We start from the raw sequence: 16,770 nt of genomic DNA, 5'->3' as shown, positions 1-16,770 counted from the left end.
TCGCCGTTTTCAGAAGAAGCCTCCGTGTCTGATAAGGATACGGAGGCTTTGTTCGTTTTTGGCGGTCTCATAAACTTTTCTTATATTTGCGCCGAACTAATTTTATATCAACGTTTAAAGCAAATTGAAAGTATGAAGACTAAAGTTTTATTAGCTGCCGTTGCGGTAGCGTTTTCTTTCGCAGTGACATCTTGTGGCAACAAAAAGGCTGCAGATTCTAATGCAACTGAGGCAGATTCTTGCTGTGCTGCAAAAACAGAACAAGTATGTGACTCTGCAAAGGCATGTTGCCAGGCAGCTGATTCAGCAGCGTGCCCTAAGGCTGCATGTGATGGTGCCAAGTGTAACAAACCTTGTGAGAAGAAGTAATTCAGAACTTGTATTGAATTGAAGAATAAGGAAGAGGCGTACCTCAAGGTACGCCTCTTTTTGTGATATATTTTAGCGATAAATGAATACAAACTTATAAAGTGATATTTTTTATCGGAAAAAAGTAACGAATTTCTTTGTGTGCTACGAAATAATATCTACCTTTGCAACGTCAAAACAAAAAGAAGATGATTCAGAACTTTACATATATTCTACTGTGTGGTATTATTATTCTACTGGCAAGGTTTAGTGGAAGTGAGTGCTGTGCGTGAATATATATGTAAGATGCAATGATATATGAAGCCTTTCTCACTTCCAAGTGCGAAAGGCTTTTTTTATGGAACATAAATTAAATACAATAAAGCAATGAGTGACAAATTATTTATTTTCGACACAACGCTCCGCGATGGCGAGCAGGTTCCGGGATGCCAATTGAATACAGTGGAAAAGATTCAGGTAGCCAGACAACTGGAAGCCCTGGGGGTGGACGTGATTGAAGCCGGATTTCCGATTTCAAGTCCGGGAGATTTCAATTCGGTCATTGAGATATCAAAAGCTGTGACATGGCCCACTATCTGCGCCTTGACACGTGCCGTACAGAAAGATATTGATGTGGCGGCAGAGGCTTTGCAGTTTGCCAAGCATAAACGCATTCATACTGGTATCGGTACATCTGACTCGCACATTAAGTATAAATTCAATTCCAATCGCGAAGAAATTATAGAGCGTGCAGTGGCTGCCGTAAAGTATGCACGTAAGTATGTGGATGATGTAGAGTTCTATGCCGAAGATGCAGGCCGAACGGATAATGAATATTTGGCACGGGTGGTAGAAGCTGTTATCAAGGCAGGTGCTACTGTGGTGAATATTCCCGATACAACGGGGTATTGCTTGCCTGATGAGTATGGCGCGAAGATAAGATATCTGATGGAACATGTCAACGGTATTCATAATGCCATTATTTCTACTCATTGCCACAATGACTTGGGCATGGCTACTGCCAATACAATGGCTGGCGTGCTGAATGGTGCCCGCCAGGTGGAGGTAACCATCAATGGTATTGGTGAACGTGCCGGCAATACTTCTCTTGAGGAAGTGGCGATGATTATCAAATGTCACAAGGACATAGAAATCGAGACCAACATCAATACACAGAAGATTTATCCAACCAGCCGTATGGTGTCCAGCCTGATGAACATGCCGGTGCAGCCCAACAAGGCTATTGTAGGTCGCAATGCTTTTGCCCATTCGTCGGGTATTCACCAGGACGGTGTATTGAAGAATGTGCAGACGTACGAAATCATTGACCCGCATGATGTGGGTATTGATGATAATTCCATCGTATTGACAGCCCGTAGCGGACGTGCAGCCTTGAAGAATCGTTTGTCGATATTGGGAGTACAGCTGGATCAGGAGAAGCTGGACAAAGTGTATGAAGAGTTCCTGAAACTTGCCGATAAGAAGAAAGATATCAATGATGACGACATTCTGGTATTGGCAGGGGCAAACCGTACGCAGAACCACCGCATCAAACTGGAATATCTTCAGGTGACCAGTGGAGTAGGGGTTCGTTCGGTTGCCAGCTTGGGATTGAACATCTCCGGTGAGAAGTTTGAAGCCGCTGCCAGTGGAAACGGTCCGGTAGATGCCGCTATCAAGGCCTTGAAGAAGATTATCGACCGTCATATGACATTAAAGGAATTCACCATCCAGGCTATCAGCAAGGGTAGCGATGATATGGGTAAGGTACATATGCAGGTGGAATACGATAATCATATTTATTATGGGTTTGGTGCCAATACGGATATTATTGCGGCATCGGTGGAAGCGTACATCGACTGTATCAATAAGTTCAAGATGTGATTTTAATCGTAAATTGTAAATAGCTAAATTGTACATAAAGAGATGAATACATTATTTGATAAAATCTGGGATGCCCATGTGGTACAGAAAGTGGAAGACGGTCCCACACAGCTTTATATTGACCGGCTTTATTGTCATGAAGTAACCAGCCCGCAAGCCTTTTCAGGATTGCGCGAACGTGGAATCAAGTGTTTCCGTCCGGAAAAGATTTTCTGTATGCCCGACCATAACACGCCGACGCATGACCAGGACAAGCCGATTGAAGACCCGGTTTCAAAGACTCAGGTAGATACACTGGCCAAGAATGCGGAAGAGTTTGGATTGGCCCATTTCGGCATGATGGACAAGAAGAACGGAATTATCCATGTAGTAGGTCCGGAACGCGGGCTGACCCTGCCTGGCATGACCATTGTCTGCGGTGACTCGCATACTTCCACCCACGGGGCGATGGGAGCAGTGGCTTTCGGTATCGGTACGAGTGAGGTGGAAATGGTAATGGCCTCGCAATGTATCCTTCAGACCCGTCCTAAGACAATGCGCATCACTGTCGACGGCAAACTTGGCAAGAGAGTGACGGCAAAAGATGTAGCATTGTATATGATGTCGAAGATGACGACCAGCGGCGCTACGGGATATTTCGTGGAATATGCCGGAGAAGCTGTGCGTGGTCTGACTATGGAAGGCCGTCTGACCTTGTGCAATCTGAGTATAGAGATGGGTGCCCGCGGCGGTATGGTTGCTCCGGATGAGACCACTTTCGAGTACATCAAAGGACGCGAATATGCTCCGAAGGGTGAGGCATGGGACAAGGCATTGGCCTATTGGAAAACATTGAAGAGTGATGAGGATGCAGTGTTCGACAAGGAAGTCCGTTTTGCTGCCGAAGATATTGAACCGATGATTACATACGGTACCAACCCGGGCATGGGTATGGGTATCACACAACATATTCCTACTACCGAAGGCATGGGAGAAGCTGCCCGGACCTCTTTCATGAAGTCTATGAGCTATATGGGTTTCCAACCGGGAGAACCTTTGCTGGGTAAGAAGGTTGACTATGTGTTTTTGGGTGCCTGCACCAATGGACGCATTGAGGATTTCCGTGCATTTGCCTCCATTGTGAAAGGCCGTCGGAAAGCCGAGAATGTAGTGGCATGGCTGGTTCCGGGCTCCTGGATGGTAGATGCGCAGATTCGCGAAGAGGGACTGGACAAGATTTTGGAAGAGGCCGGTTTTGCCATTCGCCAACCGGGTTGTTCTGCTTGCCTGGCAATGAACGACGATAAGGTGCCTGCCGGAAAGTATGCAGTGTCTACCAGTAACCGTAATTTTGAAGGACGCCAAGGACCGGGTTCCCGAACACTGCTTGCCAGCCCGCTTGTAGCTGCAGCAGCGGCAGTGACTGGAGTAATTACTGACCCGAGAACGCTGATTTGATGTACGATTGGACGATTTACGATTAAAATTACTTCGTAAATCAAACATCGTTCAACAAAGGTAAATCAAGAGTATTTTCAATCGTAAATTGTAAATCGTAAATACAAAGATGAAGACAAAATTTGATATAATAACCAGTACTTGTGTGCCTCTTCCATTAGAGAATGTGGATACAGACCAGATAATCCCTGCACGTTTTCTGAAAGCTACTACCCGTGAGGAAAAGTTCTTCGGAGATAATTTATTCCGCGATTGGCGCTATCATCCGGACGGTTCTCTGAACAAGGACTTTGTTTTGAACAATCCCACTTACGGTGGACAGATTCTGGTGGCGGGAAAGAACTTCGGTTCCGGTTCCAGCCGTGAGCATGCTGCATGGGCCATTGCCGGTTACGGTTTCCGCGTGGTGGTATCGAGTTTCTTTGCCGATATACACAAGAACAATGAACTGAACAACTTTGTGCTTCCGGTGGTGGTAAGTGAGCCGTTCCTGAAAGAGTTGTTCGACTCTATCTCTGCCAATCCGAAGATGGAAGTGGAAGTGAATCTGCCCGAACAGACCATCACCAACAAAGCTACGGGCAAGATCGAACATTTTGAAATCAATGCCTACAAGAAACATTGCCTGATGAATGGCTTGGATGACATCGATTTTCTGGTTGAGAATAAAGATAAGATAGAAGCTTGGGAGAATAAAAATGAAGCATAATCATCCGAAGATAGAAATCATGGACACTACGCTCCGCGACGGTGAACAGACCAGCGGAGTCTCCTTTGTGCCCCATGAGAAGCTGATGATTGCCCGTTTGTTACTGGAGGAATTGAAGGTAGACCGGGTGGAGGTGGCTTCTGCGCGGGTATCCGAAGGAGAGTTTGATGCCGTAAAAATGATTTGTGACTGGGCGGCACGCCGTAATCTGTTGCCAAGAGTAGAAGTGCTTGGCTTTGTAGATGGCCACACGTCGGTGGACTGGATACATGCGACCGGTTGCCGTGTCATCAATCTGCTGTGCAAAGGCTCGCTGAAGCATTGCACCTACCAGTTGAAGAAGACTCCCGAAGAGCATATCGAGGATATTCTGTCCGTAGTGGATTACGCCAACGAGCAGGATATGGTAGTGAATGTCTATCTGGAAGACTGGAGCAACGGCATGAAAGATTCTCCGGAATATGTGTTCCGTCTGATGGACGCCTTGGAGCAGACCAATATCCGCCGCTATATGTTGCCTGACACGTTGGGCGTATTGAACCCGCTGCAGGTCATCGAGTTCATGCGCAAGATGGTGAAACGCTATCCGCATGCCCATTTTGACTTCCATGCCCACAATGACTATGACCTTGCCGTGAGCAATGTGCTTGCCGCCGTACTTAGCGGTTGCAAGGGACTGCATACTACCATTAACGGCCTGGGCGAACGCGCCGGCAATGCTCCGCTTGCCAGTGTGCAGGCTATCCTGAAAGACCACTTCAATGCCATTACCAACATTGACGAAAGCCGCCTGAACGACGTAAGCCGTGTGGTGGAGTCCTACTCGGGCATCGTCATTCCCGCCAATAAACCGATTGTTGGCGAGAATGTATTTACCCAAGTGGCAGGCGTCCATGCCGACGGTGACAATAAAAGTAACCTCTACTGCAACGACCTCCTGCCCGAACGCTTTGGTCGCAAGCGAGAGTATGCCCTGGGCAAGAACAGCGGTAAAGCCAATATCCGGAAGAATCTGGAGGACTTGGGGTTACAACTGGATGAAGATGCCATGCGCAAAGTGACCGAACGCATCATTGAGTTGGGCGACAAGAAAGAGCTGGTGACGCAAGAAGACCTGCCCTATATCGTTTCGGACGTACTGAAGCACGGAATGGCAGAAGAACGCGTCAGCCTTAAGAGCTATATTGTGAATCTGGCGTATGGATTGAAGCCGATGGCTACGTTGAAGATAGAAATTAACGGAAAGGAATATGAGGAAAGTTCCAGTGGAGATGGCCAGTATGATGCTTTTGTGCGCGCCTTGCGCAAGATATATAAAGTGACACTGGGTCGTAAGTTCCCGATGCTGACGAACTATGCCGTGACCATTCCTCCCGGTGGGCGTACCGATGCCTTTGTGCAGACGGTTATTACCTGGAGTTTTGAAGATACGATATTCCGTACACGCGGATTGGACGCAGACCAGACGGAAGCGGCCATCAAGGCGACGGTGAAGATGCTGAATATCATAGAAGACGAATATGAATCCTAAAAAATGAATCTCATGGAGAAAAAGAAATCGTTTTTTGAGAGGCGTCCTTATGTATGCTATGCGTTGTATGCAGGCTTGCTTTTTGCTTTCAACCTCTTTCTGCGTTGGTGGAGCGGCGAGTTGGATGCGGACGAGTATCTTATGTCAGCCATCAATACCCTTATATTGACAGCTGGTTTTGTGTGGGGTGACCGGTATCGCCGCAAGAATCTTGCAAACAAAAAGAAGATAGATGAACTTTTAAATAATAAAGAAAACAATGGATTTTAAAATTGCAGTGTTGGCCGGTGACGGTATCGGCCCCGAAATCTCTACCGTAGGCGTGGATGTGATGACTGCCGTGTGTGAGAAGTTCGGACATAAAGTGAACTATGAATATGCCATCTGCGGTGCAGACGCGATAGACAAGGTGGGTGACCCGTTTCCTGAAGCCACTTATGAGGCTTGTAAAAATGCGGATGCTGTATTGTTCTCTGCCGTAGGTGACCCGAAATTCGACAATGACCCTACTGCCAAAGTGCGTCCCGAGCAGGGCTTGCTGGCTATGCGCAAGAAACTGGGACTGTTTGCCAACATCCGTCCCGTGCAGACCTTCAAATGTCTACTCCATAAGTCTCCCCTTCGTGCGGAACTGGTGGATGGTGCCGATTTCCTTTGTATCCGCGAACTGACCGGTGGCATGTACTTCGGTGAGAAATACCAGGACAATGACAAGGCGTATGATACGAACATGTATACCCGTCCTGAGATTGAGCGTATCCTGAAAGTCGGATTTGAATATGCCATGAAACGCAGCAAACATCTTACGGTGGTGGATAAAGCCAATGTGCTTGCCTCTTCCCGTCTTTGGAGACAGATTGCCCAGGAGATGGCACCGCAGTACCCCGAGGTGACAACCGACTATATGTTTGTGGACAACGCCGCCATGAAGATGATTCAAGAGCCGAAATTCTTTGACGTAATGGTTACGGAAAATACGTTTGGTGATATTTTGACGGACGAGGGTTCCTGCATCAGTGGCTCTATGGGATTGCTGCCTTCTGCTTCTACGGGAGAGAGCACGCCGGTATTCGAACCTATCCATGGTTCCTGGCCGCAGGCGAAAGGCTTGAATATAGCCAATCCGCTGGCGCAAATTTTGTCTGTAGCCATGCTTTTCGAATACTTCGACCTGAAAGAGGAGGGGGGGGTGATTCGTAAGGCAGTTGATGCTTCACTCGATGCGAATGTACGTACACCGGAGATTCAAGTAGAAGGTGGCGACAAATACGGTACCAAGGAAGTGGGCGCGTGGATTGTAGACTATCTTAAGAAGTCTTGATAACAGTGTCTCATTACCGTTCTGTTCATCAGTAACTTCTCACTGCAAAGTTCTGCAAACCTTTTGCAGTGTCACTGCAAAGCTGTTACAGTTGCACTGCAAAGCAGTTGCAGTACCACTGCAAACCTATTTGCAGTAACGCTGCAGCTCGTTTGCAGTACTACTGCAAAAAGCATGCACCATCTTTGCAGTGGGAAGTCGCTGATTGTCAGATATGGTTCTTCCTCCTCATCCTGCCTTCTTCAATCGTTTCATATCCTTTCATCCTCTTTATTCGTGTTAAGCTTTGATAGATGGCAGTATAATCTTTCCTTTCCCGCACGGTTTATTTCTTGGAATTTCCATATCTTTGTCAGCATATCCATGTTACATAAGTGTGTACGGGAAGAATGTATTAGACAGTGAGATTATGGCGAAAATTGCAAAGAACCTGACGGAGTTGATTGGGCATACTCCTTTGATGGAATTGGCTGAATACAGCCGTAAATACGGATTGAAAAGAAATATTGTGGCTAAGCTGGAATCTTTTAATCCGGTGGGAAGCGTGAAGGACCGTGTGGCATTTGCCATGATTGAGGATGCCGAGGCACGTGGGGCTTTGAAACCCGGAGCCACGATTATTGAACCTACCAGTGGCAATACCGGCGTGGGACTGGCGATGGTGGCAACCATCAAGGGATATCATTTGATATTGACCATGCCGGAGACCATGAGTGTGGAACGCCGTAATCTGTTGAAAGCCTTGGGTGCGGAGATTGTACTGACCGACGGACTGGCAGGTATGGCCGGCTCCATTGCCAAAGCGAAAGAATTGCGGGATGCGATACCTGGTGCGGTTATTCTGCAGCAGTTTGAGAATCCCTCCAATGCCAAGGCTCATGAACATACTACGGGGGAAGAAATCTGGACGGACACGGATGGTAAAGTGACTGTTTTTGTTGCCGGTGTGGGCACGGGCGGTACGGTCTGTGGAGTGGCGCGTGCCTTGAAGAAACATAATCCGGATGTCTATGTTGTGGCTGTAGAACCGGCCTCCTCTCCGGTTCTGGAAGGAGGGGAAGATGCACCGCACCGCATCCAGGGGATTGGGGCCAATTTTATTCCTTCCATTTATGATGCTTCTGTAGTAGACGAGATTATTCCGGTGCCCGATGACGAGGCCATTCGTGGAGGACGAGAGCTGGCTTCTACGGAAGGCTTGCTGGCTGGCATCTCATCCGGTGCGGCGGTATATGCGGCACGGTTGCTGGCCGAACGCCCTGAATTTGCGGATAAAATGATTGTTGCCCTACTGCCCGATACGGGGGAACGCTATTTGTCAACAGAACTGTTCGCTTTCGATACCTATCCTTTGGAATAAATACTGAACTATTATATGAAGAAACTTATTTTTTCTTTCTTCTTGTGTGGAGCCACGATGTTCCCTGCCTTTTCACAAACCTATCAGGAACTGAGCGAACGTGCGGTTGCAGCCACGGAGCAAGACAGCTTGTCATTGGCCGAAAAATACATTGAACAAGCTTTGAAAATGGAGCCCGCCAATCCTCATAACGCTTTGCTGTTCTCCAACTTGGGTACGATACAACGTCGGCAGCACCGGTATGAGCAGGCCCTTGACTCGTATACTCTGGCATTGAACATTGCTCCGCGTGCCATACCTGCCCTGATGAATCGTGCCGCTCTTTACCTTGAGTTGGGGAAGGATGATTTGGCCCGGATAGACTATTCTTTGGTGCTGGATATAGAAAGCGATAATCAGGAAGCCTTGCTGATGCGTGCCTATATCTATATGCGGCAGCGCAACTATAATTTTGCAAAGTCTGATTATGAACGTCTGCTGAAACTTGCCCCCCAGAGTTACAATGGCCGTCTGGGGTTGGCTACACTGGAGCAGAAGGAGGGCAAATATGAAGCGGCGCTTTCGATATTGAATGCCATGATTGCAGAAAAAGGAGGAGAAGCTACCCGGCTGACTACCCAGCAATATGCCGTACTTTACGTAGCACGTGCGGGTGTAGAGCAGGATATGAAACATGTGGACCTGGCCATGATGGACTTGGAAGAAGCCATCAAGCTGGATGCTTCGCAGACAGAAGCCTACTTGATACGGGGGCAAATTTACCTTTCTCAAAAGAAAAAGGAGTTGGCAAAACGTGACTTCGAAAAGGCCATTTCACTTGGCGTGCCGCAAGGTGACCTCAGGGATTTACTGTTACAGTGTAAATAATATTCAACTGTATTTCCGTATCAGTTCCACAAACTCTTTTCCGTATTTCTTCTTTTTATATTCACCGATACCGCTGATATTACCAAATTCTTCTATGGTAGTGGGGCGGGAGGCGCTGAGTAGGTGGAGCACTTTGTCGGACAGTACGATATAGGCAGGAAGTGCTTCCTGGTCGGCAAGGCGTTTGCGGAGAGTGCGGAGGGCCTCGAAAAGTTCCCCACTTTCTGTATTGGGCAATCCCAATGGCAATTCTTTGGTTGGAACTGTAGCCTTGCGTTTACGGCCTCTTGTAGCTTGTACAGCTTCCTCGCGGCGGATGGTGACAAGCAGGGCGCGTGCTCTGCCAAACAAGACATCTGTTCCGCTTTGAGTGATTTTCAGGTGGTTGTTTTCATTGTAGGCTATTTCGAAATAACCGAGCTGTAACATTTGCAGCAGGTAGTCATGCCAATCTCTGGGGGGGACTTCGCGCCCGGCTCCAAAGGTCTTGAGTCGATGGTATCCTCTTTCTGTAACTTCAGAACTCATGTTTCCTCGGAGGATGTCCACTAAAATACCGGTTCCTATCTGTTGCTCGGAACGCGCGATTGCACTAAGTGCCTTTTGTACGATTATTGTACCATCGAAACGTTCGGGGGGATTTTTGCATACATCACAGTTTCCACAGTCGCAGGTCGTATTTTCACCGAAATAACTTAACAGAATGCGACGGCGGCAGATATCTGCTTCCGCATATTGCTGCATACGTTGCAGCTTTTCCAGGTTGATGCTTTGTTGCCCGCTGTCTGTTGCGAATTTAGTGAGCAGAATGAGGTCGGCCAGTGAATAGAACAAAAGGGTGTCACTGGGCATTCCGTCTCGTCCGGCACGTCCTATTTCCTGATAGAAACTTTCAATGCTTTTGGGCAAATTGTAATGAATTACCCAGCGCACATTGCTTTTGTCAATTCCCATTCCAAAGGCAATGGTGGCGCATACCACTTGCACGCGGTCATTGATGAAGTCGTCTTGTGCTTCATCTCTTCGTGCCGGCGACAGTCCTGCATGATAGACCGCCGACTTTATCCCTTGTTTTTGAAGCATTTGTGCCACTGTTTCAGCCTTGCTGCGGCTCATGCAATAAATGATGCCGCTCTCTCCCGGATGGCGGGCGATGAAGTCGAGGATGGCTTTGCTTTTTTCCTTCTGCTGGTAACCTCTTTTTACGGTGAGACTCAGGTTGGGACGGTCGAAAGATGAAATGAAAATTCTCGGTTGGTTGAGGTGTAGCTGTTTAATAATATCTTCACGGGTTATTTTATCGGCTGTGGCAGTAAGTGCAATGATGGGAACCTGGGGAAACAGTTGGTGAAGGATGCCCATCTGTGTATATTCCGGACGGAAATCGTGTCCCCATTGTGAGATGCAGTGAGCTTCATCAATGGCGAAAAGGGAAATATGCATATCCCTTAACAGATAGTTGGCTTCCACCAATAATTTTTCAGGAGAAATATATAGCAGTTTCAGCTTGCCTTCCATGCATGCACGTCGTAGGGAAGCATTCTCTGTTTCATCATTATTGCTGTTCAGTGCACCGGCCGCGATACCGTTTGCACAGAGCGTTTCCACTTGGTCCTTCATCAAGGAAATGAGCGGAGAAACCACTACCGCCGTGCCTTCACTCAATAGGGCGGGAAGTTGGTAGCAGATGGACTTTCCACCTCCCGTAGGCATCAGTACCAATGCGTCTTTACGGTCCATCAGATGGCGTATGATGTCTTCTTGTAAGGGGCGGAAACTGTCGTAACCGAAATATGTCTTGAGCGTTTGTAGCATAATCTGGCAGTATGGATTTCTTCCGGCAAAGGTACACTAATTATTGCATATACTACAAATGGAAAGTCATCAAGATTTTGTATCATATGAGTTTCTGCAAAAGGTTAAAGTTTCTTATTAATGGCTGAATTGACCTACTTTTCAACCTTTTTCGTTGTTTATTTATCAAAAATATATACGGGAAAAGTTGTGTATTAAAAAAAAATGTCTGACTTTTGTAAAGTCTAAGGGGCTAACCCTTTGGCTTTTCCGATTTTAAACAACCCTAACCAGTTAATTCAATGAGTGATTTAGAAAACAATGCCCAGGAAAAAGGAACGAAGAAACGTCCTTACAACCTGCGCGAAAAGAAAGAAAAGGATGCTGCCTACCGTTCTTTGATAAGGCCGGAATTGGCAGATGAGTTGTATGACAAGATATTGAATATCGTTGTTGTACAAAAGAAGTACAGAGATGCTGATTATTCCGCTAAGGATTTGGCGAAAGAATTGCAGACCAATACTCGCTATTTGTCTGCAGTGGTGAATTCACGCTTCGGCATGAACTATTCTTGCCTGCTGAATGAATATAGAGTAAAAGAAGCGCAGCATTTGTTGACAGACAAAAGATATGCTGACAAGAATGTAGAGGAGATCAGTACGATGGTCGGCTTTGCAAACCGTCAGTCTTTTTATGCTGCTTTCTATAAAAATGTAGGTGAGACTCCTAATGGATATCGTAAAAGACACGCAGAAAAAGAAGCTAAGAAGAAATAATTCTGTATGACTGAATGAATAAAAAGGAAATATTCCGGAACAGTTGTTTCGGGATACTTCCTTTTCTTCTTTTTTAATACCAATCTATATACTCCCGACACATGAAGAAACAACTAATTTCTATGGTGACTGCCCTTTCTCTATTGACGGCTTGTGGCGGAAATCCGAAAACAACTGCTGAGGCAGAAAAAATTGACTATACAGTGGAACAATTTGCAGATTTACAGATTTTACGTTACCGCGTACCAGGTTTTGAGGATTTGTCCCTCAAACAAAAAGAATTGGTTTATTATTTGACGGAAGCGGCTTTGCAGGGCAGAGACATTCTTTTCGACCAGAATGGCAAGTATAACCTGACGATTCGCCGGATGCTGGAAGCTGTCTATACCGGCTATAAGGGAGATAAGAATACTCCTGATTTCAAGGCTATGGAAGTGTACCTCAAGCGGGTATGGTTCTCTAACGGCATTCATCATCACTATGGCAGCGAAAAGTTCGTTCCGGGATTTACTCCCGAATTCTTCAGGCAGGCTGTACAGAGTGTGGATGCAGCTACGTTGCCGCTTGCCGAAGGACAGACTGTGGAACAACTGTGCGAGGAAGTGTTCCCCGTTATTTTCGACCCCACGGTGATGCCCAAACGGGTGAACCAAGCTGCCGGTGAAGATTTGGTTTTGACTTCCGCATGCAATTATTACGATGGCGTGACGCAGCAGGAGGCCGAAGATTTCTATAATGCCTTGAAGAATCCGCAGGATGAAACTCCCGTTTCCTATGGTTTGAATAGCCGTTTGGTGAAAGAGGATGGCAAGATTCAGGAGAAAGTATGGAAAGTGGGGGGCTTGTATGGACAGGCACTTGAAAAGATTGTCTACTGGCTGAAGAAGGCAGAAGGAGTTGCCGAGACTCCCGAGCAGAAGGCGGTGATAGCCAAATTGATGGAATTCTATGAAACCGGCGATTTGAAGACATTCGATGAATATGCCATTTTGTGGGTGAAGGATTTGAACTCACGCATTGACTTTGTGAACGGTTTTACCGAAAGTTATGGTGACCCGCTCGGCATGAAGGCAAGCTGGGAATCTCTGGTGAATTTTAAAGATTTGGAAGCTACCCAGCGTACAGAGTTGATAAGCGGCAATGCACAGTGGTTTGAGGACCATTCGCCGGTAGACGGACAATTCAAGAAGGAGAAAGTGAAAGGGGTGTCTGCCAAGGTAATCACGGCGGCTATTCTGGCCGGTGACTTGTATCCTGCAACTGCTATCGGCATCAACCTGCCCAATGCCAACTGGATACGTAGCCATCATGGTTCGAAATCCGTTACAATCGGTAACATTACAGATGCTTATAATAAGGCAGCTCATGGCAACGGGTTCAATGAGGAGTTTGTGTACAGTGATGCAGAGCTTCAACTGATTGATAAGTACGCAGATGTGACAGATGAACTGCATACTGACCTGCATGAATGTTTGGGACATGGTTCCGGTAAATTGCTCCCGGGTGTGGACCCGGATGCGTTGAAGGCATATGGTTCTACTATCGAAGAAGCGCGCGCCGACTTGTTCGGACTCTACTACGTGGCCGACCCGAAGCTGGTGGAACTGGGGCTTACTCCAAGTGCGGATGCTTATAAGGCTCAATACTACACCTATCTGATGAATGGTTTGATGACACAGCTTGTACGTATCGAGCCGGGTAACAATGTAGAAGAAGCCCATATGCGCAACCGTCAGCTCATAGCCCGCTGGGTGTACGAGAAAGGTGCGGCGGAGAAGGTTGTGGAATTGGTAAAGAAGGATGGGAAGACGTACGTCGTGATAAACGATTATGAGAAAGTGCGTGACTTGTTTGGCCGGTTGCTTGCCGAGATACAGCGTATCAAGTCCACCGGTGACTATGCCGGCGCCCATGATTTGGTGGAAGCCTATGCCGTGAAAGTCGATCCCGCTTTGCATGCCGAAGTGCTGGAACGCTACAAGAAGCTGAATCTTGCGCCGTATAAGGGGTTCGTCAATCCCAAGTATGAAGTGGTGACGGATGCCGACGGTACTATAACAGATGTGACAGTGACTTATGATGAAGGTTATGCGGAACAGATGTTGCGTTATAGCAAAGACTATTCTACATTGCCTTCTGTCAATAAATGATGAACTATGATAGATACTAAAGAGCAGCTGCATCAGCGGCTGAAAGATATAAAGACACAGCTCCGTCTCTCAATGAACGGGGCTGTGTCCCAAAGTATGCGTGAGAAAGGGCTGGTATATAAGCTGAACTTTGGCGTGGAGTTGCCCCGTATCAAGGGTATTGCTGCCGGTTACGAGAAGGACCACTCTCTGGCTCAGTCTTTGTGGAAAGAAGATATCAGAGAGTGCAAAATATTGGCGGGACTTTTACAGCCGGTAGAGAGTTTCCTGCCCGAGATAGCCGATATCTGGGTGGAAGATATCCGTAATATCGAGATTGCAGAACTTACCTGCATGAATTTATTCCAACATCTTCCTTATGCGCCTGCCAAGTCCTTCCATTGGATTGCAAGCGAGGACGAATACACGCAGGTTTGCGGCTTCCTCACCATAGCCCGTCTATTGATGAAGAAAGGGGATATGAACGAACGGGTTGAAAATGAGTTCCTCGACCAGGCAATAACGGCTTTTTTGTCGGGCTCCTATCATGTACGCAATGCAGCCATGACTGCTATCCGCCGCTTTATGCAGCAAAATGAGGAAAATTCTTTTCAAGTTTGCCGCAGAGTGGAGGGTATGGACAATTCTTCTTCTGATGTAGAACAATTACTATACAATCTTGTAAAAGAGGAGGTTTGTTAGATTAGTTCTATGGTTATAGAGACTGATGCGGTAAGGGAATATTTCCCTTATCGCAATTTTTATCTCTTTCTCGTTTGCTTTCCACAAAAAAGGATTAACTTTGTTGGCTGTAAAACTGCGCCGTCAAATGGAAAGTCAGAATGTGAAAGATACAGTTAGGCAGATATTCACTGAATATCTGAATGCGAACGGGCATCGGAAGACTCCCGAACGTTATGCTATACTTGACACCATTTACTCCATAGACGGTCATTTTGATATCGACACGCTCTATTCACTGATGGCCGACCAGGAGAACTTCCGCGTCAGCCGTGCAACGCTTTACAATACCATCATTTTGCTTATAAATGCTCGTCTGGTCATCAAGCATCAGTTCGGCAACTCTTCCCAATACGAAAAATGTTATAATCGCGATACGCACCATCACCAGATATGCACCCAGTGCGGAAAGGTGACCGAGTTTCAGAACGAGGAGTTGCAACATGCCATTGAGAATACCAAACTGAGCCGTTTTAATCTTACGCACTATTCCTTATATATGTATGGGTTGTGCAGCAAGTGTGACCGGGCCAATAAACGGAAGAAAAAGAATAATAACCATAAAAAAGAAAAATGAAAGTAGACGTATTATTAGGATTACAATGGGGCGACGAAGGCAAAGGCAAAGTCGTTGATGTGTTAACTCCGAGATACGATGTCGTAGCTCGTTTCCAGGGCGGACCGAATGCCGGACATACACTCGAGTTTGAAGGGCAGAAGTATGTGCTCCGTTCCATTCCGTCTGGAATATTCCAGGGAGACAAGGTGAATATCATCGGTAACGGAGTGGTGCTTGACCCGGCTCTCTTCAAAGCGGAAGCCGAATCATTGGAAGCGTCCGGCCATAACTTGAAGGAACGCTTGCACATTTCCAAGAAAGCACACCTCATTCTGCCGACTCACCGCATACTGGATGCTGCATACGAAGCAGCCAAAGGCGATGCAAAGGTAGGAACGACCGGAAAAGGCATCGGACCGACTTACACGGATAAAATCAGCCGTAACGGTGTGCGTGTAGGCGACATTCTGCATGACTTTGACAAGAAGTATGCAGCGGCCAAGGCCCGTCATGAGCAAATCTTGAAAGGCTTGAACTATGAGTATGACATTACCGAAATGGAGAAGGCATGGTTCGAAGGTATCGAATACTTGAAACAATTCCAGTTGGTGGATAGCGAACACGAGATGAACAATCTGCTGGCTGCCGGCAAGTCTGTATTGTGCGAAGGTGCGCAGGGGACAATGTTGGACATTGATTTCGGTTCTTATCCGTTTGTAACGTCTTCCAATACGGTTTGTGCAGGTGCTTGTACCGGTCTGGGTATTGCTCCCAACAAGATTGGTGAGGTATATGGGATTTTCAAAGCCTATTGTACGCGCGTAGGTGCCGGTCCGTTCCCGACGGAATTATTCGACAAGACCGGTGACCAGATTTGCACGCTGGGTCATGAGTTCGGTTCTGTGACAGGACGTAAGCGCCGTTGTGGCTGGATTGACCTGGTGGCATTGAAATATGCCATTATGGTAGACGGGGTTACCAAACTGATTATGATGAAGAGCGATGTGCTCGATTCTTTTGAAACCATTAAGGCTTGTGTAGCTTACAAGATGGATGAGGAAGAGATTGATTACTTCCCGTTCGATATCAATGAGACTGTTGAACCGGTTTATGTAGAGCTACCCGGTTGGCAGACGGATATGACCAAGATGCAGAGTGAAGATGAGTTCCCGGAAGAATTCAATGCATATTTGTCATTCCTGGAAGAACAGCTTGGTGTGCCCATCAAGATTGTTTCTCTGGGACCGGACCGTGAGCAGACCATCGAACGGTATACAGAGGAATAATAAAACAAACAGATAACCTTAGACACGG

General features: G+C 46.9%; 15 protein-coding genes. 14 read left to right on the top strand and 1 reads right to left on the bottom strand.

Annotated elements, in window-relative coordinates:
- The first annotated feature begins 132 nt into the window (after positions 1-132).
- From DWX62_RS20855 to DWX62_RS20815, 9 genes are all read left to right on the top strand, one after another.
- Positions 133-369 (top strand): hypothetical protein, encoded by a 237-nt coding sequence (locus DWX62_RS20855; RefSeq protein ID WP_034528908.1) that lies wholly within the window; start codon positions 133-135, stop codon positions 367-369.
- Between the two features lie 366 nt (positions 370-735).
- Positions 736-2,232: a 2-isopropylmalate synthase gene (locus tag DWX62_RS20850; RefSeq protein ID WP_005835565.1), complete on the top strand. Its 1,497-nt coding sequence runs from the start codon at positions 736-738 to the stop codon at positions 2,230-2,232.
- Positions 2,233-2,274: 42 nt separating this feature from the next.
- Positions 2,275-3,669: a 3-isopropylmalate dehydratase large subunit gene (gene leuC / locus DWX62_RS20845; protein WP_117703669.1), complete on the top strand. Its 1,395-nt coding sequence runs from the start codon at positions 2,275-2,277 to the stop codon at positions 3,667-3,669.
- 109 nt (positions 3,670-3,778) lie between these two features.
- The gene (leuD, locus tag DWX62_RS20840; protein ID WP_005826193.1) at positions 3,779-4,378 is read left to right on the top strand and encodes a 3-isopropylmalate dehydratase small subunit; all 600 of its coding nucleotides are present in this window, start codon (positions 3,779-3,781) and stop codon (positions 4,376-4,378) included.
- Positions 4,368-5,909, top strand: coding sequence for an alpha-isopropylmalate synthase regulatory domain-containing protein (locus tag DWX62_RS20835; protein WP_005826194.1), 1,542 nt, complete (start codon positions 4,368-4,370; stop codon positions 5,907-5,909). The genes leuD and DWX62_RS20835 overlap by 11 nt, the downstream gene beginning before the upstream one ends.
- Before the next feature lie 12 nt (positions 5,910-5,921).
- The gene (locus DWX62_RS20830) at positions 5,922-6,179 is read left to right on the top strand and encodes a hypothetical protein (RefSeq protein WP_005835569.1); all 258 of its coding nucleotides are present in this window, start codon (positions 5,922-5,924) and stop codon (positions 6,177-6,179) included.
- Positions 6,169-7,230: a 3-isopropylmalate dehydrogenase gene (leuB, locus tag DWX62_RS20825; protein ID WP_005826196.1), complete on the top strand. Its 1,062-nt coding sequence runs from the start codon at positions 6,169-6,171 to the stop codon at positions 7,228-7,230. Before DWX62_RS20830 ends, leuB begins: the two co-directional genes overlap by 11 nt.
- A gap of 409 nt (positions 7,231-7,639) precedes the next feature.
- The gene (gene cysK, locus DWX62_RS20820; protein ID WP_008663985.1) at positions 7,640-8,590 is read left to right on the top strand and encodes a cysteine synthase A; all 951 of its coding nucleotides are present in this window, start codon (positions 7,640-7,642) and stop codon (positions 8,588-8,590) included.
- 15 nt (positions 8,591-8,605) lie between these two features.
- Positions 8,606-9,457, top strand: a complete 852-nt coding sequence (locus tag DWX62_RS20815) for a tetratricopeptide repeat protein (protein WP_005826199.1) — start codon at positions 8,606-8,608, stop codon at positions 9,455-9,457.
- Between the two features lie 3 nt (positions 9,458-9,460).
- On the opposite strand, the gene recQ is transcribed toward DWX62_RS20815, so the two are convergent.
- Positions 9,461-11,272 (bottom strand): DNA helicase RecQ, encoded by a 1,812-nt coding sequence (recQ, locus tag DWX62_RS20810; protein WP_005826201.1) that lies wholly within the window; start codon positions 11,270-11,272, stop codon positions 9,461-9,463.
- Between the two features lie 281 nt (positions 11,273-11,553).
- Between recQ and DWX62_RS20805 the strand changes: the two genes are divergently transcribed.
- The 5 genes from DWX62_RS20805 (at position 11,554) to DWX62_RS20785 (ending at position 16,742) form a co-directional block, all read left to right on the top strand.
- Positions 11,554-12,027, top strand: a complete 474-nt coding sequence (locus tag DWX62_RS20805) for a helix-turn-helix domain-containing protein (protein ID WP_005826207.1) — start codon at positions 11,554-11,556, stop codon at positions 12,025-12,027.
- Positions 12,028-12,128: 101 nt separating this feature from the next.
- Positions 12,129-14,177 (top strand): dihydrofolate reductase, encoded by a 2,049-nt coding sequence (locus DWX62_RS20800; RefSeq protein ID WP_005826209.1) that lies wholly within the window; start codon positions 12,129-12,131, stop codon positions 14,175-14,177.
- Positions 14,178-14,183: 6 nt separating this feature from the next.
- Positions 14,184-14,858 carry a DNA alkylation repair protein gene (locus tag DWX62_RS20795; RefSeq protein WP_005826212.1) on the top strand — a complete coding sequence of 225 codons (675 nt, stop codon included), beginning with the start codon at positions 14,184-14,186 and terminating at the stop codon, positions 14,856-14,858.
- A gap of 127 nt (positions 14,859-14,985) precedes the next feature.
- Complete coding sequence (locus DWX62_RS20790; protein ID WP_005826214.1) at positions 14,986-15,474, top strand: Fur family transcriptional regulator; 489 nt, start codon at positions 14,986-14,988, stop codon at positions 15,472-15,474.
- Positions 15,471-16,742, top strand: a complete 1,272-nt coding sequence (locus DWX62_RS20785; protein WP_005826216.1) for an adenylosuccinate synthase — start codon at positions 15,471-15,473, stop codon at positions 16,740-16,742. The genes DWX62_RS20790 and DWX62_RS20785 overlap by 4 nt, the downstream gene beginning before the upstream one ends.
- The last annotated feature ends 28 nt before the right edge of the window (positions 16,743-16,770 follow it).

The organism is Bacteroides sp. AF20-13LB, assembly GCF_003603065.1.
Classification (GTDB): domain Bacteria; phylum Bacteroidota; class Bacteroidia; order Bacteroidales; family Bacteroidaceae; genus Bacteroides; species Bacteroides uniformis.
Note: the sequence above shows the minus strand (reverse complement) of the source record. Positions and strands in the feature narration are given on the sequence as shown.

Excerpts from the sequence above, each read along its gene's own strand:
- DWX62_RS20785 (WP_005826216.1), top strand. The coding sequence starts at position 15,471 with ATGAAAGTAGACGTATTATTAGGATTACAATGGGGCGACGAAGGCAAA.
- DWX62_RS20805 (WP_005826207.1), top strand. The coding sequence starts at position 11,554 with ATGAGTGATTTAGAAAACAATGCCCAGGAAAAAGGAACGAAGAAACGT.
- DWX62_RS20855 (WP_034528908.1), top strand. The coding sequence starts at position 133 with ATGAAGACTAAAGTTTTATTAGCTGCCGTTGCGGTAGCGTTTTCTTTC.
- DWX62_RS20830 (WP_005835569.1), top strand. The coding sequence starts at position 5,922 with ATGGAGAAAAAGAAATCGTTTTTTGAGAGGCGTCCTTATGTATGCTAT.
- DWX62_RS20815 (WP_005826199.1), top strand. The coding sequence starts at position 8,606 with ATGAAGAAACTTATTTTTTCTTTCTTCTTGTGTGGAGCCACGATGTTC.
- DWX62_RS20790 (WP_005826214.1), top strand. The coding sequence starts at position 14,986 with ATGGAAAGTCAGAATGTGAAAGATACAGTTAGGCAGATATTCACTGAA.
- leuD (WP_005826193.1), top strand. The coding sequence starts at position 3,779 with ATGAAGACAAAATTTGATATAATAACCAGTACTTGTGTGCCTCTTCCA.
- DWX62_RS20835 (WP_005826194.1), top strand. The coding sequence starts at position 4,368 with ATGAAGCATAATCATCCGAAGATAGAAATCATGGACACTACGCTCCGC.
- recQ (WP_005826201.1), bottom strand. The coding sequence starts at position 11,272 with ATGCTACAAACGCTCAAGACATATTTCGGTTACGACAGTTTCCGCCCC.
- DWX62_RS20795 (WP_005826212.1), top strand. The coding sequence starts at position 14,184 with ATGATAGATACTAAAGAGCAGCTGCATCAGCGGCTGAAAGATATAAAG.
- DWX62_RS20850 (WP_005835565.1), top strand. The coding sequence starts at position 736 with ATGAGTGACAAATTATTTATTTTCGACACAACGCTCCGCGATGGCGAG.
- DWX62_RS20800 (WP_005826209.1), top strand. The coding sequence starts at position 12,129 with ATGAAGAAACAACTAATTTCTATGGTGACTGCCCTTTCTCTATTGACG.
- cysK (WP_008663985.1), top strand. The coding sequence starts at position 7,640 with ATGGCGAAAATTGCAAAGAACCTGACGGAGTTGATTGGGCATACTCCT.
- leuC (WP_117703669.1), top strand. The coding sequence starts at position 2,275 with ATGAATACATTATTTGATAAAATCTGGGATGCCCATGTGGTACAGAAA.
- leuB (WP_005826196.1), top strand. The coding sequence starts at position 6,169 with ATGGATTTTAAAATTGCAGTGTTGGCCGGTGACGGTATCGGCCCCGAA.